The sequence below is a fragment of the Clostridium chromiireducens genome, assembly GCF_002029255.1.
Taxonomy (GTDB): Bacteria; Bacillota; Clostridia; order Clostridiales; family Clostridiaceae; genus Clostridium; species Clostridium chromiireducens.
This window is the reverse complement of record NZ_MZGT01000005.1, coordinates 54,598-80,180: the sequence shown is the minus strand read 5'-3', so window position 1 is coordinate 80,180 and position 25,583 is coordinate 54,598. Positions and strand designations below refer to the sequence as shown.

19 protein-coding genes and 1 tRNA gene are annotated in these 25,583 nt (G+C 30.8%); 17 read left to right on the top strand and 3 right to left on the bottom strand.

The features are described 5' to 3' along the window. Positions 1-304 precede the first annotated feature (304 nt). The 7 genes from CLCHR_RS02545 (at position 305) to CLCHR_RS02515 (ending at position 7,778) form a co-directional block, all read left to right on the top strand. The gene (locus CLCHR_RS02545) at positions 305-1,660 is read left to right on the top strand and encodes a sucrose-specific PTS transporter subunit IIBC (protein WP_079438114.1); all 1,356 of its coding nucleotides are present in this window, start codon (positions 305-307) and stop codon (positions 1,658-1,660) included. Positions 1,661-1,962: 302 nt separating this feature from the next. Beyond that, on the top strand, positions 1,963-2,955 hold the full coding sequence (locus CLCHR_RS02540; RefSeq protein ID WP_079438113.1) for a LacI family DNA-binding transcriptional regulator: 993 nt from the start codon (positions 1,963-1,965) through the stop codon (positions 2,953-2,955). A gap of 22 nt (positions 2,956-2,977) precedes the next feature. Next, positions 2,978-4,435, top strand: a complete 1,458-nt coding sequence (locus tag CLCHR_RS02535; protein ID WP_079438112.1) for a glycoside hydrolase family 32 protein — start codon at positions 2,978-2,980, stop codon at positions 4,433-4,435. After that, complete coding sequence (locus CLCHR_RS02530; protein ID WP_079438111.1) at positions 4,428-5,369, top strand: carbohydrate kinase family protein; 942 nt, start codon at positions 4,428-4,430, stop codon at positions 5,367-5,369. The genes CLCHR_RS02535 and CLCHR_RS02530 overlap by 8 nt, the downstream gene beginning before the upstream one ends. 253 nt (positions 5,370-5,622) lie before the next feature. Then, positions 5,623-6,900 (top strand): HlyC/CorC family transporter, encoded by a 1,278-nt coding sequence (locus CLCHR_RS02525; protein ID WP_079438110.1) that lies wholly within the window; start codon positions 5,623-5,625, stop codon positions 6,898-6,900. A 260-nt stretch (positions 6,901-7,160) separates the two neighbouring features. Then, positions 7,161-7,604: a nucleoside deaminase gene (locus CLCHR_RS02520; protein ID WP_079438109.1), complete on the top strand. Its 444-nt coding sequence runs from the start codon at positions 7,161-7,163 to the stop codon at positions 7,602-7,604. An 84-nt stretch (positions 7,605-7,688) separates the two neighbouring features. Then, positions 7,689-7,778 (top strand) — tRNA-Ser (locus CLCHR_RS02515). Positions 7,779-7,893: 115 nt separating this feature from the next. Here CLCHR_RS02515 and CLCHR_RS02510 read toward each other — a convergent pair. Next, positions 7,894-8,763 (bottom strand): AraC family transcriptional regulator, encoded by an 870-nt coding sequence (locus tag CLCHR_RS02510; RefSeq protein ID WP_079438108.1) that lies wholly within the window; start codon positions 8,761-8,763, stop codon positions 7,894-7,896. A 197-nt stretch (positions 8,764-8,960) separates the two neighbouring features. Between CLCHR_RS02510 and CLCHR_RS02505 the strand changes: the two genes are divergently transcribed. Continuing rightward, entirely contained in the window at positions 8,961-10,562 is a 1,602-nt protein-coding gene (locus CLCHR_RS02505; protein ID WP_079438107.1) for a glycoside hydrolase family 43 protein, read from the top strand. Between the two features lie 103 nt (positions 10,563-10,665). On the opposite strand, the gene CLCHR_RS02500 is transcribed toward CLCHR_RS02505, so the two are convergent. Next, a complete protein-coding gene (locus tag CLCHR_RS02500; protein ID WP_079438106.1) occupies positions 10,666-11,436 on the bottom strand; it encodes a helix-turn-helix domain-containing protein in 771 nt (256 codons plus the stop codon). 150 nt (positions 11,437-11,586) lie between these two features. Here CLCHR_RS02500 and CLCHR_RS02495 point away from each other — a divergent pair, with 150 nt between their 5' ends. The 9 genes from CLCHR_RS02495 (at position 11,587) to CLCHR_RS02455 (ending at position 24,770) form a co-directional block, all read left to right on the top strand. Continuing rightward, positions 11,587-13,716, top strand: coding sequence for a glycoside hydrolase family 3 C-terminal domain-containing protein (locus tag CLCHR_RS02495; protein WP_079438105.1), 2,130 nt, complete (start codon positions 11,587-11,589; stop codon positions 13,714-13,716). 46 nt (positions 13,717-13,762) lie between these two features. After that, complete coding sequence (locus CLCHR_RS02490) at positions 13,763-14,743, top strand: glycoside hydrolase family 43 protein (RefSeq protein WP_079438104.1); 981 nt, start codon at positions 13,763-13,765, stop codon at positions 14,741-14,743. 285 nt (positions 14,744-15,028) lie between these two features. Continuing rightward, positions 15,029-16,540 (top strand): sugar ABC transporter ATP-binding protein, encoded by a 1,512-nt coding sequence (locus CLCHR_RS02485; protein WP_079438103.1) that lies wholly within the window; start codon positions 15,029-15,031, stop codon positions 16,538-16,540. Further along, positions 16,524-17,540, top strand: a complete 1,017-nt coding sequence (locus tag CLCHR_RS02480; protein WP_079438102.1) for an ABC transporter permease — start codon at positions 16,524-16,526, stop codon at positions 17,538-17,540. The genes CLCHR_RS02485 and CLCHR_RS02480 overlap by 17 nt, the downstream gene beginning before the upstream one ends. A gap of 136 nt (positions 17,541-17,676) precedes the next feature. After that, positions 17,677-18,702, top strand: coding sequence for a sugar ABC transporter substrate-binding protein (locus tag CLCHR_RS02475; RefSeq protein ID WP_079438101.1), 1,026 nt, complete (start codon positions 17,677-17,679; stop codon positions 18,700-18,702). A gap of 214 nt (positions 18,703-18,916) precedes the next feature. After that, positions 18,917-20,629, top strand: a complete 1,713-nt coding sequence (locus CLCHR_RS02470; RefSeq protein ID WP_079438100.1) for a methyl-accepting chemotaxis protein — start codon at positions 18,917-18,919, stop codon at positions 20,627-20,629. Positions 20,630-20,993: 364 nt separating this feature from the next. Then, the gene (locus CLCHR_RS02465) at positions 20,994-22,148 is read left to right on the top strand and encodes an extracellular solute-binding protein (protein WP_242965981.1); all 1,155 of its coding nucleotides are present in this window, start codon (positions 20,994-20,996) and stop codon (positions 22,146-22,148) included. Between the two features lie 14 nt (positions 22,149-22,162). Then, positions 22,163-23,923: a sensor histidine kinase gene (locus tag CLCHR_RS02460; RefSeq protein WP_079438099.1), complete on the top strand. Its 1,761-nt coding sequence runs from the start codon at positions 22,163-22,165 to the stop codon at positions 23,921-23,923. A gap of 43 nt (positions 23,924-23,966) precedes the next feature. Further along, complete coding sequence (locus CLCHR_RS02455; protein ID WP_079438098.1) at positions 23,967-24,770, top strand: response regulator transcription factor; 804 nt, start codon at positions 23,967-23,969, stop codon at positions 24,768-24,770. Positions 24,771-24,833: 63 nt separating this feature from the next. On the opposite strand, the gene CLCHR_RS02450 is transcribed toward CLCHR_RS02455, so the two are convergent. Next, entirely contained in the window at positions 24,834-25,514 is a 681-nt protein-coding gene (locus CLCHR_RS02450; protein WP_079438097.1) for a helix-turn-helix domain-containing protein, read from the bottom strand. Positions 25,515-25,583: the final 69 nt, after the last annotated feature.

The following is a 25,583-nucleotide window of genomic DNA, read 5'->3' as shown; positions in this document are numbered from 1 at the left end:
GAATAGATTTTCTTTTTTTTGTTAAAATAAAGAAACTATGAATTTAAGAGAATATATACGGAACTGATATCATAAAATTAGTTTTAATTTATAATTGAAAAATTTGCTTAAAGAATAAGAGTAAGCTGAATATTATTTTTACAGTGCTTAAAGAGATATAAGTAGAGGTTTTCATATGAATAGGAGGCAGAATTAGGAGAAGTATTAAAATTAGAAAAAAGTATTGACATGACATATATGGAATTGGTATCATAGTTTTATGAAAACGATTTGGGAATGAGTTTATATTAGGAGGGGTATGTTAATGAAAGAACAAGTAGTAGCAAAAGAGATTTTAGAGCATATTGGTGGGAAAGAGAACATTAAATCCGTAGAACATTGTGCGACTAGGTTAAGGCTTATACTTAAAGATAAAGAGAAAATTAATGAAAAAGCAATTGAGGCAATTGATGGAGTTAAAGGTCAATTTTTTGCAGCAGCACAATACCAAATAATATTGGGAACTGGATTTGTAAACAAAGTTTACGCAGCAATAGTTGGAGAATCAGCTGATTTAGCTAATTCTAGTGTTAAAGAAGATGCATATAGCGATATGTCATTATTACAAAAATTATCTAGAACATTTGGAGATGTATTTGTTCCAATAATTCCTGTATTAGTGGCAACAGGACTATTTATGGGATTAAGAGGACTTATACAAAACTTAGGAGTCCAAATGAATGAAAACTTTGTTCTTTTCACTCAAGTACTAACAGATACAGCATTTGCATTTTTACCAGCCTTAGTCGCTTGGTCAACAATGAAAAAATTTGGTGGTACGCCAGTTATAGGTATAGTTATAGGATTGATGCTTGTGTCCCCGAGTTTGCCGAATGCTTATGCAGTAGCAGGGGGAACAGCTGAGCCAATACATCTTTCATTACTTGGATTAAGTATTCCGGTTGTAGGATATCAAGGATCTGTATTGCCAGCATTAGTGCTAGGGATTATTGCGGCTAAGACTCAAAAAGCTCTTAAAAAAGTAGTACCAGATGTTCTTGATTTAATAGTTACACCTTTTATCACATTGTTAATTTCAATGATTTTAGGGCTTCTAGTAGTTGGGCCAATAATGCATAATGCAGAACAATTAATTTTTGGGGCAATCAAGATGTTTATGAGCCTTCCATTTGGAATTGGAGGATTAATAATAGGAGGAGTTCATCAACTTATAGTTGTTACAGGAGTTCACCATGCATTAAATGCATTAGAAGTTGAACTTCTATCAAGTACAGGAAAAGATGCATTTAATGCAATGATAACTTGTGGCATTGTTGCACAGGGTTCAGCAGCTTTAGCGGTAGCTTTTAAGACAAAAGATAAAAAGAAGCGTTCACTATATATTTCTTCAGCAGTTCCAGCATTCTTAGGAATTACTGAACCAGCAATATTTGGTGTTAATCTTAGATTTATAAAACCATTCGCTTTTGGTTGTGCAGGAGGATCAGCAGGTGGTATGCTTGCAGCAATTCTTAATTTGGCTGGCACAGGAATGGGAATTACAGCTATACCTGGAATGTTATTGTATGTGAGCAATTTAGGTGGATATTTACTCATAAATGGAGTGGCAATAGCAGTAGCATTTTGCTTAACTTACTTCTTTTTTAAGGCTGAAGAGTAGAAATATTTTTAGAATATATTACAAAATAATTTTTGATAAAAAAATCTCAAAGAAAAATATTCACTTAATATTTTTTAGTATATGAGAAAATAGATATGCTTCATGAATTTCATACTAATATAAATCAGATAGATTTATCGTAGAAAATAGTCTTTGTTAAGTCTATCATGTTATATATAAATAAGATTAAGCAAGCTTTTATATAATAACTAGGCTCAATTTCACAAAGCCATAAGTTATTTTTTAATAATATTTAATAATGATATATAATAGTATTAATTAAAGCTTAGGTGGAGGAAAATATGGATCGAAAAGTTACAATTCAAGATATTGCTAATATGGTCAATGTATCTAAGAGCAGTGTTTCTAGGTATTTAAATAATGGATATGTTAGTGAAGAGAATGCTAAAAAGATAAAAGAAGCAATTGAAAAGACAGGATTTGAAACAAATTTTTTTGCTAAAAGACTAAAAACTAAGAAAAGTGGATTGGTTGGGATTGTAATTCCTAGAATTGATTCAGTGACAATAGGTAAAGTCTTAACTGGTATTAATAAAAAGTTGAGGGAAAATGGATATCAAGGAATTATTTTAATTAGTGAACTAGATATAGAAAAGGAATTGTCAAATATTAACAGTTTGCATCAACAAGGCGTTGACGGAATAATTATTAGTTCTATGGCTATTACTAAAAAACATATTGAATTGATCAGTAGACTTAGTATTCCAACTATTTTTACAGGTCAGAGGAACGAATTCATCAATTATATAAAAATAGACGATTATGAAGCTGGAAAGATGATGGGAAGTTACTTCACAGCTAAGGGCCATACTAATATTGTTTTTATTGGTGTAAATGAATGGGATAAAGCTGTAGGGGTCGATCGTAAAAATGGATTTTTCGATGCAGTTAAGGAAGGTAATCCAGAGAGTAATGTTCAGTTTATAGAAACAGACTTCTCATTTATTAGCGCATATAACAAGGGAGAAGAAGTATTGAAGTATAAGCCAACTGCTATAGTTTGTGCAACAGATAATATTTGTTTAGGGATACTTAGATATTTACATGAAAATAACATTAAGGTTCCGGATGAGATTTCAGTGGCAGGTTTTGGTGGATATGATATAGGAAGTGTTTCATACCCTACACTTACAACAGTAGCTTTTGATTATGAACTAATTGGTATTAAAGCAGCTCAAGGAATTTTAGATTTAATAGAGGGAAGAGAGCTGAAAGAAAATAATGATACTTCATTGAAATTAATTGAAAGAGAAAGTGTAAGGGGGATTAAATAAATTAATAGGAGAAGAGGAAAAGATGCTAGACCAGAAATCGTACCAGGAAATCAATAATAATTTGGAGAATTATTACAGAAGTAATGAAAGAAATATGTGGAGAAATAACTTCCATATTGAGATGCCTTTTGGTTTAGTTAATGATCCAAATGGATTAAGTTATTATAATGATAGTTTTCATATATTCTATCAATGGAATCCGTTTGGGTGTGAACATAAAACAAAACATTGGGGCTTAGTAACGACAGCTGATTTTATTAGTTTTACTCAGCCTAAAGTAGTGTTAAAGCCTGAAGATTGGTTTGATAAGGATGGCTGTTATTCAGGTTGTGGATTAGTCAAAGATGATGAATTAAGATTATATTACACAGGAAATGTAAAAGGTGAAAATGACCAAAGGGAGTCCTATCAGTGTGTAGCAACATATCATGAAGACGGAACGGTTACGAAAAAAGGAGTAGTCATTAAAAGGCAGCCTGATGGGTATACGGCTCACTTTAGAGATCCTTATATATTCATGAAAGATAATACTTACTATATGTTACTTGGCGCCCAAAATAATGATTTAAGAGGAAGAGTTTTACTTTATAAATCAGGGGATGCTGAAAAATGGGATTTACTCGGTGAGCTAAACACTGATATGAAAGATTTCGGATATATGTGGGAGTGTCCAAATATATTAAATGTGAATGAAGACAAATGCGTATTCATATTTTCACCACAAGGATTAGAATGCGAAGAATTTAAGAATCAAAATATACATCAGTCAGGCTATGTAATAGGTAGCTTGGACTTAGAGGAAGTTAAACTAAAAAATCATGATGAATTTAAAGAACTAGATATGGGTTTTGATTTGTATGCACCACAAGTATTCTCTCAGGATAATAGGAATATAATGCTTGGATGGATAGGAATGCCGGACAAGGACGTTGAGTACCCAACGTCTGAATATGGATGGATGTATTCACTTACAATCCCTAGAGTTTTAGAATATAAAGATAATGTAATATATCAAAAGCCCCTTGAAGAACTTAGAAATTTAAGACAAGATAAAGCCCTAGAAGTTAACGGGCTGATTTGTGATAATTATAAATTGAATTTAGACTCAAGATGTGCAGAGATAATATTGAATTTAGAAATGTCGAATACAAAACTTACAGAAATAAGATTTAATTTCAAGGGTGAATATATATTACTTACTTATAACAAAGACACCGAAGTATGCACCATTGATAGAAGTAACATGCACATAGGTGGAAAAGGAGTCAGGAAGTTTAAATTAAAAGCTCCGAAAGAATTAAGATTAAATATATTTATTGATAATTCAATTATTGAAATATATTATCAGGATGGATTGGAAGTAACAACTTTAATGTATTTTCCTAAAGAAGAACAATTAGAAATTGAAATTAAAAATGATAATAAAGTTAAGATTAATGAATTGAGTTTATGGTATTTAAGGAGTGTGAAGTATGAATAATAATATTTTTTGCATTGGTGAACTTTTAATTGATATGGTTTGTGTTGATAATAAGGGACTAAAAGATGGAGAAAAATTTGAAAAGAAGGCTGGAGGAGCACCAGCTAATGTAGCTGCAAGTATATCTAAGCTTGAAGGAAATGCTTATTTTTTAGGTCAAGTAGGAGATGATTTCTTTGGAAAGCATTTAATTGAACTTCTAAAGGATTTAAATATAAATACTGAAATGGCAGTGGAGAAGGGAAGTACCACAATTGCGTTAGTTGGAATTGATGCAAATGGAGAGCGTAACTTTGACTTTTTAAGAGGCAGTGATGGGGAATACTCATTTGAAAATATTGACTTATCAAAAATAAGTGAATCAGATATAATTCACTTTGGATCAGCTACAGGATTTTTAGAAGGAGAATTAAAAGAGACTTACTTTAAATTATTAGACTATGCAAAATCTAATGATATTTATGTATCCTTTGATCCTAATTATCGTGATGCTTTGATTACTCCAGATAAATTAGAATTATTTGTTGAGGATTGTATTAAGTTTTTAAGAGAAAGTGATTTTACTAAATTAAGTGATGAAGAATTGTATTTAATTACTAAGGAAAAGGATATAGAAACTGGGGTTAATAAGTTACATGATTTAGGGGTTAAGGTTGTAACTATCACTTTAGGTGCTAAGGGAACTTACTTAAGTGTTAATGGACAAAATAAAATAATACCATCAATAGAAATAAAGCAAGTAGATTCAACAGGTGCAGGGGATGCTTTTGTTGGAGCCGTACTTAAACAAGTATCTGATATTCAATACAAAAAAGATATAAGCCTTGAAAAATGGATTGATATTATCTCATTTGCAAATAAAGTTGGTGCAATTACATGTACTAACTATGGAGCAATAGCTTCAATGCCTACATTAAATCAATTGAATGACTAGGCATATAAAGAGCAGCTTATTTTAAGTTTATAAGAGTATTTTAAAATAGTTATTGAATATGCTATTTTGAGATATTCTTTTTTTATTCTTATGATAATGTACTATGAGAGATTTATAGAATTAAGCTGTAAAAATAAGAATGATTTTAATTCTACAATAATAAATATAATATTAATTATTGAAATTTGCTTACATTGATTTTCAATATAATAGTATGTATTAAAAATTTGCAGTATTAGGAGAGTGATCATTTTTGGGCCCCAATTATACGTGGCAGTTGACTAGTTTGGTTATATTAATTGTATTATCTAGTTTCTTCTCGGCTTCCGAAACAGCATTAATGTCCTTAAGTAGAATAAGGCTGAGGCATATGGCAGAGGAAAAGGTTCCAGGAGCTAAATTAGTGGAGAGGCTTATTGAAGATCCAAATAAACTTTTAGGAGCAATTTTAATAGGAAATAGTGTGGCTAATATAGCAGCATCAGCAATGGCGACTGTTATCGCAACAAATATATTTGGTAATACTGGAGTTGGAATAGCAACTGGGATTATAACTATTTTAGTATTAATTTTTGGAGAGATAACTCCGAAGTCTATAGCAAAGCAGAAATCAGAAACTATTGCTCTAATTGTTGCAAAACCTATAGAAGTTGTAGTAATAATATTTAGTCCATTAGTATATATTTTTACTACTATTTCTTCATTTTTTATTAAACTTTTTGGTGGAGACCCTAATGAAATAAGATCCTTTATAACTGAAGAAGAATTAAAGACTATGGTTGGGGTAAGTGAAGAGGAAGGCGTTTTAGAAAATGTTGAAAAGGAAATGATATTCAATGTATTTGAGTTTGCAGATTTACAGGTAAAAGATATAATGGTTCAAAGAGTTGACATTATTTCAATTGATGAGGAATCAAGCTATGATGAGGTAATGGGTATTATAAAAAGTGAACAGTTCTCAAGAATACCAGTATATAACCAGACAATAGATAATATTGTTGGTATCTTAAACATAAAAGACCTTGCTATGATTGAAAATCCACGAAAAGACTTTAAGGTTTCAAAGTATATAAGGGAACCGTACCATACGTTTGAGTTCAAAAAAATTGCAGAATTATTTAAGGAAATGAATAAAACGAGAAATCATATGGCAGTAGTACTAGATGAATATGGTGGCACAGTGGGATTGGTAACTATAGAAGATTTAGTTGAAGAGATTGTTGGAGATATTGAAGATGAGTATGATGAGGAAAATCAATCTGTTGTAGTTATTAATGATAATGAGTATATTGTTGATGGAAGCTTTAGAATTAATGATATAAGTGACTTAATAGGGCTTAATATAGATTCAGAAGAGTTTGACTCAGTAGGTGGACTTATGATTGGAGACCTTGGCAGAATGCCAGAGGAACAAGAAGAGGTCATAGTTAATAGTATTAAATTTATTGCTGAAGAGATCGAAAAGAATAGAATTAAAAGAGTCCGGATCATTATAAATATTGGAGAAAGACAAGTAGCTGTAGATATTTAAGAGAAATGATAGATCAAAAATAAAATTAGATTCATGAAATAACTAGAAATAATTTGGATAGAAGGGCGTATTGTTAATAAATTAATAGTATCCCTTCTATGTTTTTTGTTTAATTTTTTGTGATTTATGATTATAGTTAATAATATAGATGAGTAAAAAGCTTTATGATTTTATAATTTATAGTATATGTCGAGGTATTAAGAAAAGGAACAAACAATATGAACAGTTTGGTTAAGAAATTTATAATAGAGGTAAAGTAGATGAATGATTTTTTAGAAATGGCAAAGAGTGAGGCAAGGGTAGCGATGAGAAAAGGTGAGATTCCAGTGGGAGTAGTAATAGTTAAAGATGGAGTGATAATAGGAAAAGCTCATAACTTAAAAGAATCTCTAAATGATAGTACAGCTCATGCAGAAATTATAGCAATTAAAGAAGCATCAAAGAATATTGGAGACTGGAGGCTAAATGGCAGTGAAATGTATGTGACTTTAGAACCTTGTCCTATGTGCGCTAGTGCTATTGTTCAGAGTAGAATATCTAAGGTTTACATAGGAACTTTCAATAAGGATATGGGAGCCTGTGGTTCAATAATAAATTTGTTAGAAAGCAGAGAATTAAACTCATTTGTAAGTGTAAAATGGATGTATGATAAAGGATGTTCAGATATGCTTACAGAATTTTTTGCAAATAGAAGGATGGGTTAATCTAATAGAATTAAAAATATCCAGTTGAATTGAAAATAATTATATGATATTATAAGAAAGCATTAAATGCCAATTATACTATATGGAGAGATGTCCGAGTGGTCGAAGGAGCACGCCTGGAAAGCGTGTATAGGGGCAACTCTATCAGGGGTTCAAATCCCCTTCTCTCCGCCAAAAAGAAAATACTGTGATATCAATACTTTAAGAGTTTTAAAGGATTATATAAAATTTATCAGATTTAATTAGAAATTGATAAGTTTTGTATAGTCCCTTTTTGTTGTACCTAATATTATAGTCTGTAATGTTGTCTATAGTTAGAAGGTGATGCTCCTGTATATCGTTTAAACATTCTGTAGAAATAGGACATGTTTTCGAAGCCGCAATGGTGAGCAATTTCTTCTATACTTGATTGAGTTTCTATAAGCATGGCCTTCGCTTTTTCTATTCTCTTCTCATGTATATAGGAGAAGATAGTAACTCCTACAATTTCTTTAAAGGCAGTGCATAAGAAATTCTTACTCAATTCAACTTCCGTTGCTAATTCATTGAGAGAATAATTTGTTTCAGGTGTAGTGTCTATATTTTTTAAACATTTCATTATTTTTTTATAATAAGATTTTGTGCTGAAGGAATCAATATTAGAAGTTTTAGATAGCTCAGTCTTTAACTCGAATAAGAGCTGTAGTAAAACAATTTTATTTTCTAAAGTATTGCCGTCTCTTACAAAGCTTGTGAAAATCTTCTTGAATATAGACTTATATATATTAAAATTACTCACATTAATATGTAAAGGTATAGGTAGGGCTTCCATACTCACATTGCTTTCACAAGTTAAATCATCGCCTAAAGCCTTTCTCCCTTCCTGATATTGAAGAAAGTTTTTCTGATTAAAATATGGGTCAAATATTATTAGTATATACCCGTAGGGCATTGTTCCGGTAATTTTTGTATCTGGGGGATAATAGAATAAGTCTCCTTGTTTTAAATTATAGACAGTATCATTAACCTTCATGGTGCCAGAGCCATTGGTGATAAATTCTAATTCATGGTATCTAGTTACTCTAGATTTATATTCTTTTCCAGGAGTTTGAGTGGCTATTGATTCGTCATATAGACAATAGACCAAGTATGGATTTAATTCTATTTCAACCATGTTCATAAATTTTTACCTCTTCTTAAATCTATAAATCGGTGGACATTTATATTAATATCATACATTACTTTTCATGTTATACATATAAATATAACTAATTACAGTAATATTGTACACTAAGTAATAACATATGACATTGTTTCAAAGGAAATTTTGAAATAGTATGATATTAATACGAAATTCTTAACTTAAGGAGGAGAAGTATGTTAAAAGTTAAAAATCCGATCTTAAAAGGCTTTAATCCGGATCCCTCTATATGTAAAGCTGGGGATGACTACTATATTGCAACCTCTACTTTTGAATGGTTTCCGGGGGTTCAAATTCATCATTCCAAAGATTTAGTTCACTGGGAGCTTGTAGCACATCCTTTGAACAGAGTATCTCAGTTAAATATGTTGGGTGTTCCTGATTCAGGTGGAATTTGGGCTCCATGTCTGTCTTATGATAATGGTATCTTTTACTTAATATATACAATAGTAAACAACAACGGACACATTAAGGATACTCATAATTATTTGGTAACCTCAAGTAATATTTGTGGTGACTGGTCAGAGCCGGTTTATCTTAATTCCAGTGGCTTTGATCCATCTCTATTCCATGATGATGACGGCAGAAAATGGCTTATAAACATGAAATGGGATAATCGTATAGGAAAGAATAGCTTTGCTGGCCATCTTCTACAAGAATATGATGGAAAAAACAAATGTCTTGTTGGCCCAATACTGAATATTTTTAAAGGAACAGATTTAGGTTGTTCTGAGGGGCCGCATATATACAAGCGTAATGGTTATTACTACCTGATGGCTGCTGAAGGAGGTACTAGCTATGACCATGCAGTAACTCTTGCTCGTTCAAGGAAAATTACGGGTCCCTATGAGGTTCATCCGCAAAATCCAATTCTTACTTCTGCGGGTAGCGATATGCATAAATTTCTTCAAAAGGCAGGACATGCAAGCATAGTGGAAGGTCCGAATAATGAATGGTTTATGGTTCATCTTTGTGGAAGGCCTCTTCCAGAAACAGATCGCTGCATTCTTGGAAGAGAAACAGCTATGCAAAAGATAGAATGGCGTGAAGATGACTGGCTGTATTTATCTTCTGGCATAGATAATTTACCTTCTTGGGAAATAGAAGTACACAATGAAGGTGACTCAGATGGTGAAAAAAATATCTTAGTTTCACAATATGATGATTTTAACAATATCTTGCTAGATATAAATTTCCAATCATTGAGAGTTCCGGCAGAGACCTTTATGTCACTTACTGAGAGACCAGGCTTCTTGAGATTGTATGGAAAAGAATCAATGTTTTCGAAATTTACTCAAAGTATGATTGCAAGACGTCAGCAGAATTTTGTTTATTGTGCTGAGACCTGTCTTGAATTTGAACCTGAAACAACGTTGCAGTTTGCAGGATTAATTTGCTATTACAACACAGAAAATTATTATTATTTGAGGGTAAGCACGGATGAAGAATTAGGGGGCAAATGCATAGGCATACTGGCCAGCATAAATAATGATTTATCCGAGTCAATGGTTCAGGATGATAACATTTTGATAGTGGATGCAGAACGTGTCTATCTAAAAGTAGAAGTAAGCTTTGGTGAACTTAGATTTTTCTTTGCTACTAATAAGGATGATTGGAGGCCTATAGGAAAGGTTTATGATGCCAGTACATTGTCAGATGATGCAATTAAAGGCTCATGGGCTTTCACAGGAGCTTTTGTTGGAGTTGCGTGCCAGGATTTATCTGGTATGAATAAGTATGCAGATTTTGATTATTTTTCATATGTAGAGGAGGCCTAAATCAACTTAGTTTTAATAGTCTTTAATTATTTCCTAGGAAAATAATTAAAGACTATTGTAATAAACATTTATTGTTCCTAGTCTTTTTCTTCAGGTGTATAACTTAAGAGTTCCTGTAATTTTTAGGAGTCTTACCAGCGATGTTGAAAAAGTTCCTATTAAAAGACCGTATGCTTGAGTATCCGCACTTATATGCAATATCTGTTATAGGTTCATCTGTATTTTTTAATAAATATGCAGCATAATTAATTCTATTCTGATTAACAAAATCTACAAATGATATTCCTAGTACATTATTTAAGTATTTAGAAAGATAAGTGTAACTATAGCAAAATTCATCAGCAACACTTTTTAATGATATATCTTTAGCAAAATTATCTTGAATATAGTTAAGGATCTTATGTAATAATTCGTAATCATTTTTAACACTAACAAGTAATTTTGTGTATTCCATAATTTCAGAACATAATAGATAGAGACAGGCTTTCATTTGGAGCACATTAACATTATCTCTGAAAATTTTGTCTAGTATAAGGGCTTGAGCATTATAGGATAAATTAAAAACTGGATTTTCGAGAAATTTACCATAAATCATACTATCAAATGTTTTTATATATTCAGGAGAAAATATGCAAATACGTGCGTCGGAATATTTCTCTGTTGAAATGGAATGGACTTCGTAAGGTAAAATTAGTATACAGTCATCCTTTTTTAGGTTAAAGTTTCTATTGTTAACATAGACTTGTAGGGTTCCATCCATAACATATATAAATTCAAAGCTCCGATGCAGATGAATAGGGTAATTAAGGCTAATTGGATGGTAGTGAGAAAAAAGAGTATTTTCACCAAAATGGTATGACTCATATTTTAGCATAGAATTCCTCCAAGAGAGTAAATTTTGTCTACAATTATATAAATACTTTCTTGTTAAGTCAACTATAAATTTTATATTATTAAATTATCAAATGAATATTGTAGTATAAATTTAAATCTCCATGATTATTTAAAGAATAGAGGGGTATATATGAATAGCAAACAAGAAAATATTCATGAATTTTCTGCAAAGGCAGCAAAAGAATTAGTATCAAAGATGACATTACAAGAAAGAGCGGAGCAATTAACGTACCAATCACCAGCAATAAAACATTTAAATGTACCAGAATATAATTGGTGGAATGAAGGGCTTCACGGGGTAGCTAGAGCTGGGACAGCAACTGTGTTTCCACAGGCAATCGGTCTCGCGGCTATGTTTGATGAAGAATTCTTAGGAAAGATTGCAGATATTATTGCTACAGAAGGCCGTGCGAAATACAATGAATATAGCAAAAAAGACGACCGAGGCATATATAAGGGATTAACCTATTGGTCTCCGAATGTAAATATTTTTAGAGATCCTAGATGGGGACGTGGACATGAAACCTATGGAGAAGATCCATATTTAACATCTAGATTAGGAGTTGCATTCATAAAGGGATTGCAAGGAGAAGGAAAGTATTTGAAATTAGCTGCTTGTGCAAAACATTTCGCAGTGCATAGTGGACCAGAAGGATTAAGGCATGAATTTAACGCGGTTGTGAATAATAAGGATCTATATGAAACATATTTACCAGCATTTGAAGCATGTGTAAAAGAGGCAAATGTTGAAAGCGTAATGGGTGCCTACAATCGTACAAATGGAGAACCGTGCTGTGGCAGTAAAACTCTTTTAAAAGATATTCTAAGAGGCAAATGGGAATTTAAAGGACATGTAGTATCTGACTGTTGGGCTCTTGCAGATTTCCATATGCATCATATGATTACTAGCACAGCGACTGAATCAGTGGCATTAGCAATAGAAAATGGCTGTGATCTTAATTGTGGAAATATGTATCTTAATTTGTTATTAGCATATAAAGAAGGTTTAGTAACTGAAGAACAAATAACTACAGCTGCAGAAAGATTAATGACAACAAGATTTAAATTAGGTATGTTTGATGAAGAGTGTGAATATAACAAGATACCGTATGAGGTAAACGATTGTAAGGATCATAATGAAATTTCCTTAATAGCGTCCAGAAAATCTATGGTATTACTAAAGAATAATGGAACTCTTCCATTAGATAAGTCAAATTTAAAGTCAATAGCAGTAATTGGTCCTAATGCAAATAGCGAAGTAATGTTAAAGGGAAATTATTCTGGAACAGCATCTAAGTATACAACAATATTAGAAGGAATTCATAATGCAGTTGGTGATGACGTGAGAGTATATTACTCTGAAGGATGTCACCTATTTAAAGATAAAGTGGAAGACCTAGCAAGGCCAGATGATCGATTATCCGAAGCGATTTCAGTATCAGAAAGATCTGATGTAGTTATATTATGCTTAGGATTAGATTCTACAATTGAAGGAGAGCAGGGAGATGCAGGCAATAGCTATGGTGCAGGAGATAAAGAAAGCCTAAACTTACCAGGAAGACAACAAAATTTATTAGAGAAAGTACTTGAAGTAGGAAAACCAGTTATAGTTGTTCTTGGAGCTGGAAGTGCCTTAACATTTAATGGAGCAGAAGAAAAATGTGCTGCTATTTTAAACGCATGGTATCCAGGTAGTCATGGAGGTACCGCTGTAGCAGATATATTATTTGGAAAATGTTCTCCAAGTGGTAAGTTGCCAGTAACTTTTTATAAAGATACTGCTAACCTTCCTGAATTTACTGACTACTCAATGAAGGGAAGAACTTACAGGTATCTAGACCATGAGAGCTTATATCCATTTGGATATGGATTAACTTATTCAACCGTAGAATTATCTAATTTACAAGTGCCTCCTGTTAAATCTGACTTTGAAAGTTTTGATATTAGCATAGAGATCAGAAATACAGGTGAATATGACATTGAGGAAGTAGTTCAATGTTATGTAAAAGATTTAGAATCAAAATATGCTGTATTAAACCATAGCTTAGCAGGATTTAAACGTGTCTCATTGAAAAAAGGTGAGAGTAAAATTGTAACAATGAAATTGAATAAAAAGTCTTTTGAAGTTGTAAATGATGATGGAGAAAGAATTCTTGATAGTAAGAATTTTAAATTATCTGTTGGTATATCGCAACCAGATAAGAGAAGCTTTGAGCTAACATCGGTATCAGCTTTAGAAATAAATGTGGAATTAGTATAAATATATAACTTATAAATAAAAATTAAAAGATATAGGAGAGAATCATATGAAAAACGCAATAAAACAAAATGAACCTTTAGTAACCAACATTTATACTGCAGATCCTTCTGCTCACGTATATGAAGGTAAAATCTATATTTACCCTTCTCATGATCTTGATCAAATTCAGGTTTCAAACGACAATGGTGATCAATATAATATGGAGGACTATCACATTTTATCTATTGATGATATGAATTCACCTTGTATTGATAATGGTGAGGCTCTTCACTTAAGAGATATTCCATGGGCAAGTCAACAATTATGGGCTCCAGATGCTGCTTATAAAAATGGAGTATATTACCTATTTTTCCCTGCAAGAGATAAGGATGGAATCTTCAGACTTGGAGTAGCTACTAGCTCAAATCCTGCTGGACCATTTAAAGCTCAAGAAAATTATATACCTGGCAGTTATAGTATTGATCCTGCCGTTTTAATGGATGATGATAATAGAGCATATGTTTATTTTGGAGGCCTTTGGGGAGGACAACTAGAAAAATGGCAAACTGGAACATTTAATCCAGACGGTGAAGGCCCTGCTGCTACAGCACCTGCTATAGGACCAAGAGTAGCTGAATTAAATGATGATATGCTTACTTTTAAAGCAAACCCTGAAGAAATATCAATTGTTGATGAAGAAGGTAATCCTATACTTGCTGGTGATGAAGATAGAAGATATTTCGAGGGCCCATGGGTTCATAAGTATAATGGAAATTACTATCTTTCATATTCTACTGGTACCACTCATTCTATCGTATATGCTATGAGTAAAAATCCAAAGGGTCCTTATACTTTCAAAGGCAAAATACTTAATCCTGTAATAGGTTGGACTACTCATCATTCGATTGTTGAGTTCCAAGATAAATGGTATTTATTCTATCATGATAGTTCTTTATCAGGTGGAGCAGACAACAAACGTTGCGTAAAATTCACTGAATTAAAATACAATGATGATGGTACTATTCAAAAAGTAGAATTACCTAAATAATTTAAGCCGTAGTTAAAAAGTATATTTTGAAAGGCACTCCGCTATTTTGGGGTGCTTTTTTTATCTTCACTTTTATAGTTTCGGAAAAAAATATTTGTGATTTCGGTAAGTTATTAGAGAAGTCTAGTTTTAATGGCTATAATAAATAACAACTTTTTAAAATTAGTTTAAAAAGTAAAGATATCAAATGTAGAGGTAAAGATATTACATATAATTAGTCCCCGCATTATTGTAAAATAAATCATGAAAACGATTAGTAATTAAGAAAGTTGAGGTGGTTAGAACTTGAGTAATGTATTTTTAGAAATGAAGAACATACATAAAAGATTTCCAGGAGTTTATGCTCTTAAGGGAGCGCAGCTGGAAATTAAAAAAGGTGAAGTACATGCTTTATTGGGAGAAAACGGTGCTGGAAAATCAACTTTAATGAAAATACTTGGGGGAGTTCATACGCAGGATGAAGGTCAAATATTTGTTGAAGGAGTTGATTGTGGAGTTATTAATCCGACTAAAGCTGCACAATTAGGTATTGGATTTGTTCATCAAGAATTAAATCTAGCAGAGACATTGACGGTTGCGGAAAACGTTTATATGGGAAGACTTCCATATAAAAATGAAACCTTAGGTATTGTTGACTATAAAAAACTACATGAAGACACAGATTCTATAATACAAAAATTAGGGATAGATATAAACGCTACTGACTTGGTTATGCAACTACCAACAGCAAAAAAGCAAATGGTGGAAATAGCGAAAGCAATAAGTTTAAATTCAAAGATAATTATTTTTGACGAACCAACAACATCGTTATCTCAGAAAGATGTTGAAAACCTTTTTAAAGTTATAAAAACCCTAAAAAATGAAGGAGTAGCAGCAATATATATATCACATAGATTAAAAGAGGTTTTTGATATTTGTGACAGAGCGACTGTTTTAAGAGATGGTACTTATATTGAAAGTTGTGAACTAGAAGGAATAACTCAAGAAAGACTTATAAATATGATGGTAGGAAGAGATTTAACTGAGCTATTTCCTAAGGAGATCTTTGAACCTAAAGAATACGTTTTAGAAGTTGAAGGCATTAGTGATTATGCTGACAGAGTTAAAAATGTTAGCTTAAAAGCAAGAAAAGGTGAAATTTTAGGACTAGCTGGTTTAGTGGGTTCAGGTAGAACAGAACTTATGAGACTTGTATTTGGTGCAGATAAAATAAGCGAAGGTAAGATAGCGATCAATGGGAAAGAAGTTAAGATTAATTCACCTATGGATGCAATCAATAATGGAATCTGCTTTTTAACAGAGGATAGAAAAAGCCAAGGATTATCACTAGTAATGAGTGTTCTTGATAATATAACTCTAACTAACTTAAAAGATTTTGTATTAAATCATAAAAAGTTAAGAGAGACTGGAGAAAGATTTAAGGAAGCACTTGAGATTAAAACAGCAAATCTTGATGTTATGGCAGGAACATTATCAGGTGGAAACCAGCAGAAATTAATACTAGCTAAGTGGTTAAACACGGATTCAGAGATATTTATTTTTGATGAACCAACTAAAGGAATAGATGTAGGTACTAAAGCTGAGATATATCATATAATGAATGATTTAGTTAGAAAAGGCAAAGTAGTTATTATGGTTTCTTCTGAATTACCAGAATTATTAGGTATGTCGGATAGAATATATGTTATGTGTGAAGGAAAACTTACGGGAGAACTTAGCAGAGAAGAAGCGACACAAGAAAAGATAATGAAATTAGCTACGCTTGGAGGGATTAATAAAGATGAACCAAACAATTAATAATAAAGTTGTTCAAGAGGAAGGTACTAAGACAAAAATGGAAGGGTTTAATATTAAAAACTTATTTCTAAAGTATTCAATTTATCTAGTGCTTGTAGTACTTATTTTAACATTCTCAATTGCAAGTCCTGACTTTTTAGGGGCAGCAAATATGTCCAATTTCTTAAGGCAGATTCCTACAGTAGGAATTCTGACAGTTGCAATTACTATGGTAATAATAACTGGAGGTGTTGATCTTTCAATAGGTGCAATAGCTGCATTTTCAGGATGTACAGTAGCTTATTTAGCTGTAAAGGGAGTTAGTATACCAGTTTCTTTACTAGCAGGATTATTGGTAGGTGCACTTTGGGGATTATTTAATGGATTCCTAATTACAAAATTTAAATTAGAATCTTTTATACTTACCATGGGTACAAGCTACCTTATAAGAGGGTTAATATTATTCTTCACAAATGGAATTTATATTAAAGGAGTTCCAGATTGGTTTTATAATATGTCTAATACAGAAGTAGGTATATCAATAATACATACTAACACTATAGTATTTATCCTAATAGTTATTGTTATGGCTTATTTAATGAAAAATACAAGATTCGGTAGATACTGCTACGTAGTGGGATCAAACAAAGAAGCAGGAAGACTATCAGGAATAAACGTAAATAAGCACGTTATAAAAGTGTATGCAATAGAAGGGATTTTGGCTGCAATAGCTGGTATCTTACTAATGTCAAGTATAAACGTTGGTGCTCCAAGTGAAATAAATGGTCCAGATTTATTTGCAATGGCTGGTGCAATCATGGGTGGAGTACAATTCGGCGGAGGAGTAGGAACAATCGGAGGAGCTATGGTAGGAATATTTACTATACAAGTATTCCAAAGTGGATTAGCTATCCTTGGAATCAACTCATTCTTACAACAAGCTGTAACAGGAGCTGTTATTGTACTTGCAATAGTTGTTGACTTCTACAGAAAAGGAAGTTTATTTAAGAAAAAAAGCTAATTATCAAGTGTTATTTAAGCTTAATTCAATAGATTCTAAGAGGTTAATGATTTAAGAAATTAATGGATTAAGCTATATAAAATATACCAAAACAACATATCTAAAAAAATTGGAATTACGGAAGGGGAAAAATTTTATGAAGAAGAAAATTATTGCTTTATTATCAACAGTATTTATTGTTGGTAGCTTAGCTGGGTGTGGAACAAAAACACAAACTGAGGGAACAGCAAGTACAAGTGGAAAAAAGGTTATTTACTTTATTCCGATAGTTGATACAGGAGCTTATTGGTCTCCAATGAAGAAAGCAGCTGAAGATGAGGCTAAGGCTTTAGGATATGAATTAATAGTTAAAACATCGCCACCTAATGAGACACAAAAGAACGAAAAGCATATAGGATTCCTTGATGAGGCTATAAAGAATAAAGCAGCAGGAATAGCTATTGCTCCAATGGATCCAGATATGTTTGATAAAAAAGTTAAAGAAGCAAATGATAAAGGAATTCCAGTAGTAACTTTTGATGCTGACGTAAAAACAAAAGAAAATAGAACATCTTATATAGGAACAGATAATAAGCTTGCTGGAGAGCAGCTTGGAGAAAATGGTGCTAAATCTTTAAAAGAAAAAGGCATCACAAAAGGTAAAATTGCAATGGCAGCAGTAAACTTAACTCAAACAACTATGACATATAGACAAGAAGGAATAAAAGCTGGTTTTGAAAAGGTAATGGGAGCAGATGCTAAGAACTTTGAGTGGTTAGAACCAATTCAAGATAATGACCAATCGGCAGAATCAAAAAGACAATTAGAAGGACAAATAACTTCAAATTCTGATATGGTAGCTGTATTCTCATTAGGATCAGAAGGGCCAGATACAGGTGTAATGGAAGCTATAAAATCTCAAGGCAAAGCTGGAAGCATATATCACTTTGGATTTGACTATACTCCAACTTGGGAAAATGGTGTAAGTACTAATTTAATATCAGGAATCGTTGACCAAGATTCTTATGCAATAGGTAAAACTATAATAGATACTTTAGATAAGAAAATAAAGGGTGAAAAAGTTGATGGTGTTTATCCAGTGCCAGTTAAATGGATAACTGCAGATAAAGTTGTTGAATACGGAAAAGAAAAGCAAAAGCAATTTACAACAGAAACTAAATAATAATTAAATACACGTAAAATTCAAAATTAATAAGGGATAACTCAAATGATTAATGTATTCAAATTTACTTTAGTATATTTTCAAATTGAGTTATCCCTTTTCTTGCTATTTAAATTAATATGCAGATTAATTAGTGATCGGGACTAATTTATAAGTAATTTGAGATACACATGAAAAACAAGCTTTAAGCTAGATTTGATAGGAGGTTTAGTAGATGAAGTTTTGGAGCAATTTTAGTGTAGGGAAAAGATTAATATTTTCATACACACTATTATTTATAATTATTGCATCGGTAGGAATCATAGGGCTGAAGAGTTTAAGTAAAATTAATAATGCTTCAAATGATATGTATGATACTGATCTTGTGTCTACAGATATTTTACATAGATTAAATGAAAATTCGTTAGAAATAAATAATAATATATTAAGTCTAATTTATGATAGAGATGAATTAATGATGAAAAAATTAAATGATGATATTTTCAAGGGATTTGAACAAGGAAATTTATTAATAGAGAAATATGGTGAATTAAATTTAGATGATTATCAAAAGAATGAGCTTTCAAATTATAATGAAGTTTATAAAGATTATAAAGAGAAAAGCGATTCATTGCTAAAGTTTGTGAAAGAAAATAATTATGACGAAGCTATATTAGATTATCGAAAATTAGCAGTATCACGAAGTAAGGTTGCAGCATCACTAACTAAATTATTGGAATATAGTTCAATTAAAGCTAAGAATGAAAATATTGATAATGATGATTTATACAGCAAGGTAGAGATGCAAATAACAACTTTTATAATAACGGGATTGATTCTTACTGTGGCTTTAGGATATTTAATGACTAGAAATATAATAGTGTCATTAAAGAAAATAAAAAATTATGCTAATAACCTTGCGAAGTATAATTTTTCTGAGGAAATTATACTTAAGGGGAAAGATGAATTTGCTCAAACGGCAGGTGCTCTTAATATAGCATTGCGAAATGTAAGGGAACTCATAAGGATCATTTTAGATAATTCAACAGAACTATCGGCATCTTCTGAAGAATTAGCTGCATCTGTTCAGGAAATTAGTTCAAAGCTTTCCTTTATAAATGAAGCTACAGATGAGATAGCAACAGGAGCTGAGCAAACGAATTCATCAACTGAGGAATTTGTTTTATCTATCAAAAAAATTAATGAAAATATGAACAATTTAGCCGAAATAGTAAATCGAGAGGTTAAAAAATCAATAGATATAAAAATGAAATCAAGTAAAATTATGGAAAAAAGCGAGGCCTCAATACAACTATCTGGAGAGATATATGTAGAGAAAAATAAAAAAATTAAAGAGGCTATAGAGAGAGGAAAGGTAGTTAAAGAAATAGAAGGTTTAAGTGAATCTATAGTAAGTATTGCTTCTGAAACCAATCTTTTAGCCTTAAATGCAAGAATAGAGGCAGCGAGAGCGGGAGAAATGGGAAAAGGTTTCTCAGTTGTTGCAGATGAAGTAGGAAAACTAGCAGAAGAGTCTATTGCTACAGTAAGTGGTATTCATGGAAGTGTGGAAGAAATAAAAAATGTTTTTGAATATTTATCGGAGAATTCAAAAGGAATTTTAAATTATATAGAACAAAATGTGAAATCTGATTATGAGTTTATGATAGAATCAAGTAAAAGTTATGAAAATGATGCTAAATTTATCAATGAGATGTCCGAAGAAATTTCAACTATGGTAAAAGCAATAAATACAAATATTCATAATGTAAGTAGTGCCATGATAGAATTTTCAACTAATATAGAGAAATCCAAAAATAATTCTAGTGAAATATTAAATAGTATAAATGAAGTAACCCATGAAGTAGAGCAAATTTCGGTTAATGCACAGAATCAGAGTGAACTAACTTTAAGACTAAATGAAGTTATTAATAAGTTTAATATTTAGTTGAGTTGTGTTGTGTTAAGAGAGGAAGTTTTGTTTTAGTAAAATAGAAAGTATATTTGTAATTGAAGAAGAATTGGAAGGCTTGCAGGAAAAGCCTAATACAGATATAGTTAAATAAGGAAAACTTGAATGTAGAAGAATATAGAAAAAGGTTTATTAAATATGAATGAGGAAACTAGATGATATCGTAGTAAAGTTATGGATTGCTTGACTATTATCTATCTAATTATAAGTTTCTTTGGGAGGGATAATTATTAAAAAAGTAATTTTATTTCCTATAATTTTAATATTTTTAATTAGTCTCAACGGTTGCTCTTTAGATAACGCAAATAGCACAGAGAATAAAGAAAAGATAACATTAACCATGTGGCACATATGGTCACAAACCAAAATGGATGCTAATGGAAGGATAATTCAGGATACGGTGGAAGAATGGAATAAAGCTAATCCTAATGTCCAAATTAAGATTGAGGCGGTAGAAAATGAGCGGTATAAAGCAAAAATAAAGACAGCATTTGCTGTAAATGAACTGCCTGATATATTTTATTCTTGGGGGGGCGGTTTTAGTAAGCCATTTATAGAGTCAGGAAAGGTATTAAATCTAAATGAATATATAGATAAGGATACAAAAGATAAGATTAATAAAGATATGCTTGACAATGTAACTTATGATAACAACATATATGGATTACCAATGACCTTATCAGTTGGAACGTTTTATTGCAATACAAAGCTTTTTTCAGAAGCAAATATTAAAATACCAGACAATTATGATGAATTTTTAAATGCAGTAAAAGCTTTTAGAAATAAAGGTATAGCACCCCTTTTAGTGGGAGAAAAAGATAATTGGACAGGAATTCTATATTATGATATCTTAGCGTTACGAGAAGGAGGAATAGGCGGAGCTGGTGATTCTCATATAGGTGCAAATAAAAGTGACACAATATTAAAAGCTGCATATAAATTAAAGGAATTAATGGATTTAAAAGCTTTTAATGAATCAAGTATGGAGCTTACAAGAGATGAATCTGAGATTTTATTTAAACAAGGAAAAATTCCTATGTACTATACAGGAAACTGGTTCATCGGTGAGATAGGAAATATGGATCCATCTATAAAGGACAATGTAATCGTTAAGAAATTTCCGATAGTTAAAGACGGAAAAGGTAATGATAGAGAATTTTTAGGTGGAGCAGTGGATCACTTAATGGTAAGTAATAATACAAAATATAAAAAAGAAGCTGTTGATGCGGCAAAATTTATAGCCGAAAGAATATCAAAAAGATATTTCGAATTTGGTTCTGGACTTCCAGCATGGAAATACACCGGTGATACGAGCAATGTAAATAAGTTATCTAAAAAATTAGAGAAGTTAACAGAGAATGCATCATATAGCTTGTATGGTGATATTTACTTGGGAGAGGAAAAAGGAAACAAAGAGAAAGAATTAGTTAGTCAGTTATTTAAAGGACAAATAAGTCCTGAAGACTTTACCAAAGACATGGTGAATATAGAATGATGAGGTATGATTAAATGTATAATAAATTGTTTATATTAAAGAATTTGAAGGATAAATATTTAAATTCAAAAATAAGTATAAAGATTATTGTATATTTTTCAATAATTTTTGTGCTTTCAACAGTCATACTTACATTTGCATATAAGAAAATAAATTCTATTTATAATATAGAGAAGATGAAACAAAGTTCGGTTGAAGTTTTAGAAAGCGCAGAAACTAATACTAGCATGATAATTGATAATGTTAATAACGTTTCAAAGATGATTATATCAAGTGATAACGTCCAAAATACATTAAAGAAAATTCAGAAAGAAGGAAGTGTCGATGATAATATTAGTAATTATCTAATACAATTCACGAATTTCAGTTCTAATATATCTTCGATATATGTATTGGATAATTACGGAAATAAGTATTATTCGGAAAATGTTTTTTATAAGGATTTTCAGATTGAGAAGATTAAAAATTCTGAATGGTATAATGAATTATTAGAGGGTAAAGGTAAATATATATTAAGATTAAACGGTGGAGGATTTTTTGAGGGCAATGGTAATAACTATGTATCACTCATAAGAGAAATAAATGATATAAATACTGGCGAAAAGATTGGTTTAATAATTATAAACATGAATGAGAATGCGTTCTATAATTTAAGTCTGAAATTAAATAACCAATACGGAACACGATTGATTATAAAGAATGATAAAGATGAATTAATAACAGGGTCAGAGGCTGATTCTAAAATACTAAGAGAAATAAAAAATTATAATGAGTCTAAATCAAAAGTGTTTTTCTTAGAGGAAAGAATAGAAGATAAGGATTATATAATATCAAACCTTAAAAATTCGGACTATAACTGGAATTTGACAACTGTAGCAGAATACAACCAATCGCCACAGCAAACTAAATATACTAATTATTTTCTTTTATGTTTTAGTATCATAAATTTTCTATTAATTATTATTGGATCTATAGTAATATCTAAATTTATTACAATGCCTTTAAAGAAACTCAGTGAATCAATGAAGGGGATTGAAAGTGGTGAATTTAATATTGTTAACATAAAAACGTACAATGATGAAGTAGGAGAATTAAAAAAAGGATATAATATTGCAATTTCTCAAATTAATTTACTTCTAGATAAAATACGTAAAGATGAGAAGATAAAAAGACAAAATGAATTAAATTTATTAATGTCACAAATAAAGCCTCACTTTCTATACAATACTTTTGATACTATTAATTCTTTAGCTCTACTCGGAAAAAATAAAACAATATATGAAATGATAAAAGCTTTAGGTAAATTCTATAGAACAAGTTTGAATAATGGAAAAGATATTATTACAGTAAAAGAAGAAATAAATACAGTAAAAAGCTATCTAATTATTCAAAAAATAAGATATGAAGATATGTTTGAGGTTGAATATGACTTAGATCCTAGATGCGATGATTTTAAGATAATAAAGTTAGTATTACAGCCATTGGTTGAAAATGCTATTTATCATGGTATTCGAAGCAGCAAAGATAAAGGAAAGATAAGAATATCAACTTTTCAGGAGCAAGAAAAAGTTATATTGACTTTAGAAGATAACGGAATTGGCATGGATGAATCACAAGTTAGAAATATAAATGAGAATATGACTACTGGCATTGGAGTAAGAACCACAAAGGAAAGGTTAAGAGTATTCTATGGATATGAACATGAATTTATTGTTGAAAGCAAGAAAGATGTTGGAACTAAAATAACAATCAAGATGCCTAGAGTTTCAAGATAAATCAAGTTCCCTAATGAATATTCTAAAGGAAGTGAATTAATTTATGGATAACATTATTAAAGTTATGATAATTGATGATGAACATCTTATAAGAGACCTAATAAAAAATTGCATTGATTGGGATGAAATTGGCATGGAGATTGTTGCTGAAGCTTCTAATGCAGTTGAAGGATTAAATCTCATAAATAAAGAAAAGCCAGATATTATTTTAACAGATATAAACATGCCTGTAACAGATGGATTGGATATGAGTAAGAGTATATTGGAGAAATATCCAGATATAAAGGTTATTGTTATTACAGGTTATAATGAATTTGAATATGCTAAAAGAAGTATAAAGATTGGTGTAAGTGATTTTATACTTAAGCCTATAGATGAAGATGAATTGAGGAATTCGGTTTTAAAGCTAAAAGATGAGATCCAAAATGAATATTTAAAGAAAAAAGAATACAAAGATATTAAAGAAAAGATGGTTGCGTTTAACAATATAATAAATTTAAATGATACTAGTGAAACAGATGATAAAAATTTGAATATAGAACAAATTAAGAAATTTATAGTGAAAAATATATCTAATAGAGATTTATCTTTAAAGTTGGTTGCTGAATATTTTTATGTTAATCCAAGCTACTTAAGCCGGATTTTTAAAGAAAAAACTGATGAGACTTTTTCGGAGTATATTGTAAACGCCAAAGTAAAAATAGCTATTGAAATGCTTAAGAACCCAAATGCAAAAGCTTATGAAATCTCAAAAAAGATTGGTATTGATGATCCGAACTATTTTAGTAACTGGTTTAAAAAGTGTACTGGTTTATCGATTAAAGAGTATAAAAAACAAAAATCATGAATATGTAAATAAAAGTGTCTGTTAATTAATGAGCATTAGTTAATATAGACACTTTTTTATTTATTATTTCTCTTTTAAATAATAAGTGTTCCTATAATCCATTGGAGTCATTCCTACTACGAGTTTAAAGGCTTTTGAGAAGTTTCCTTGGTCACAAAAACTAAGTTGTGCTGAAATTTCGAGTATGGTCTTATCAGTGTTTTTTAGCAAAGTTTTAGCCCTGTCTATTTTTATGTTTTTAAAGTAAGTCATTATTGATATGCCCATGTTCTTCTTGAAGCACCTAGAGATATACCCGACAGAAACTTTTAATTCGTCAGATATTTCCTTAAGACTTAAGTGATCTTCCAAACGTATATATAAAAAGCCAATAACCTTGTTTATAATAAAATTGTCAGTAACTTCAACAAAATTAATTAATATATCAAGATATGATGTGGCAATATTAATTTCTAATTTTTGAAGGAGTTCTAAGCTATTTGAGGTCTGAATTGTTCTATAATATTTATTATACAAAGTATGAATAAACTGCTTAGATGTACCTTGTTTAATTATTTCTCTAGCAAATATGACATTCCAAATCATTAAATCATTTTTTTTAGTTGCTATTGGGATAAATTCTTTATTCTCATCTTTATGTTTCTGCTCAATTATATCAAGAATTGCTTGTTTATCCTTTTGTTCCATTAAAAAAGTAATTTCATTACTAAAAAAATAGCTATCAGAATCATATGCGTCATACATGAAAAGGCACCTCCTAATAAAATAATAACTAAGTTTATATATTAATTAAATTATATACTAAAATATAGA

Coding starts and splice junctions, on each gene's coding strand:
- CLCHR_RS02545 (WP_079438114.1), top strand. CDS start 305: ATGAAAGAACAAGTAGTAGCAAAAGAGATTTTAGAGCATATTGGTGGG.
- CLCHR_RS02540 (WP_079438113.1), top strand. CDS start 1,963: ATGGATCGAAAAGTTACAATTCAAGATATTGCTAATATGGTCAATGTA.
- CLCHR_RS02535 (WP_079438112.1), top strand. CDS start 2,978: ATGCTAGACCAGAAATCGTACCAGGAAATCAATAATAATTTGGAGAAT.
- CLCHR_RS02530 (WP_079438111.1), top strand. CDS start 4,428: ATGAATAATAATATTTTTTGCATTGGTGAACTTTTAATTGATATGGTT.
- CLCHR_RS02520 (WP_079438109.1), top strand. CDS start 7,161: ATGAATGATTTTTTAGAAATGGCAAAGAGTGAGGCAAGGGTAGCGATG.
- CLCHR_RS02510 (WP_079438108.1), bottom strand. CDS start 8,763: ATGAACATGGTTGAAATAGAATTAAATCCATACTTGGTCTATTGTCTA.
- CLCHR_RS02505 (WP_079438107.1), top strand. CDS start 8,961: ATGTTAAAAGTTAAAAATCCGATCTTAAAAGGCTTTAATCCGGATCCC.
- CLCHR_RS02500 (WP_079438106.1), bottom strand. CDS start 11,436: ATGCTAAAATATGAGTCATACCATTTTGGTGAAAATACTCTTTTTTCT.
- CLCHR_RS02495 (WP_079438105.1), top strand. CDS start 11,587: ATGAATAGCAAACAAGAAAATATTCATGAATTTTCTGCAAAGGCAGCA.
- CLCHR_RS02490 (WP_079438104.1), top strand. CDS start 13,763: ATGAAAAACGCAATAAAACAAAATGAACCTTTAGTAACCAACATTTAT.
- CLCHR_RS02480 (WP_079438102.1), top strand. CDS start 16,524: ATGAACCAAACAATTAATAATAAAGTTGTTCAAGAGGAAGGTACTAAG.
- CLCHR_RS02475 (WP_079438101.1), top strand. CDS start 17,677: ATGAAGAAGAAAATTATTGCTTTATTATCAACAGTATTTATTGTTGGT.
- CLCHR_RS02470 (WP_079438100.1), top strand. CDS start 18,917: ATGAAGTTTTGGAGCAATTTTAGTGTAGGGAAAAGATTAATATTTTCA.
- CLCHR_RS02465 (WP_242965981.1), top strand. CDS start 20,994: ATGTGGCACATATGGTCACAAACCAAAATGGATGCTAATGGAAGGATA.
- CLCHR_RS02460 (WP_079438099.1), top strand. CDS start 22,163: ATGTATAATAAATTGTTTATATTAAAGAATTTGAAGGATAAATATTTA.
- CLCHR_RS02455 (WP_079438098.1), top strand. CDS start 23,967: ATGGATAACATTATTAAAGTTATGATAATTGATGATGAACATCTTATA.
- CLCHR_RS02450 (WP_079438097.1), bottom strand. CDS start 25,514: ATGTATGACGCATATGATTCTGATAGCTATTTTTTTAGTAATGAAATT.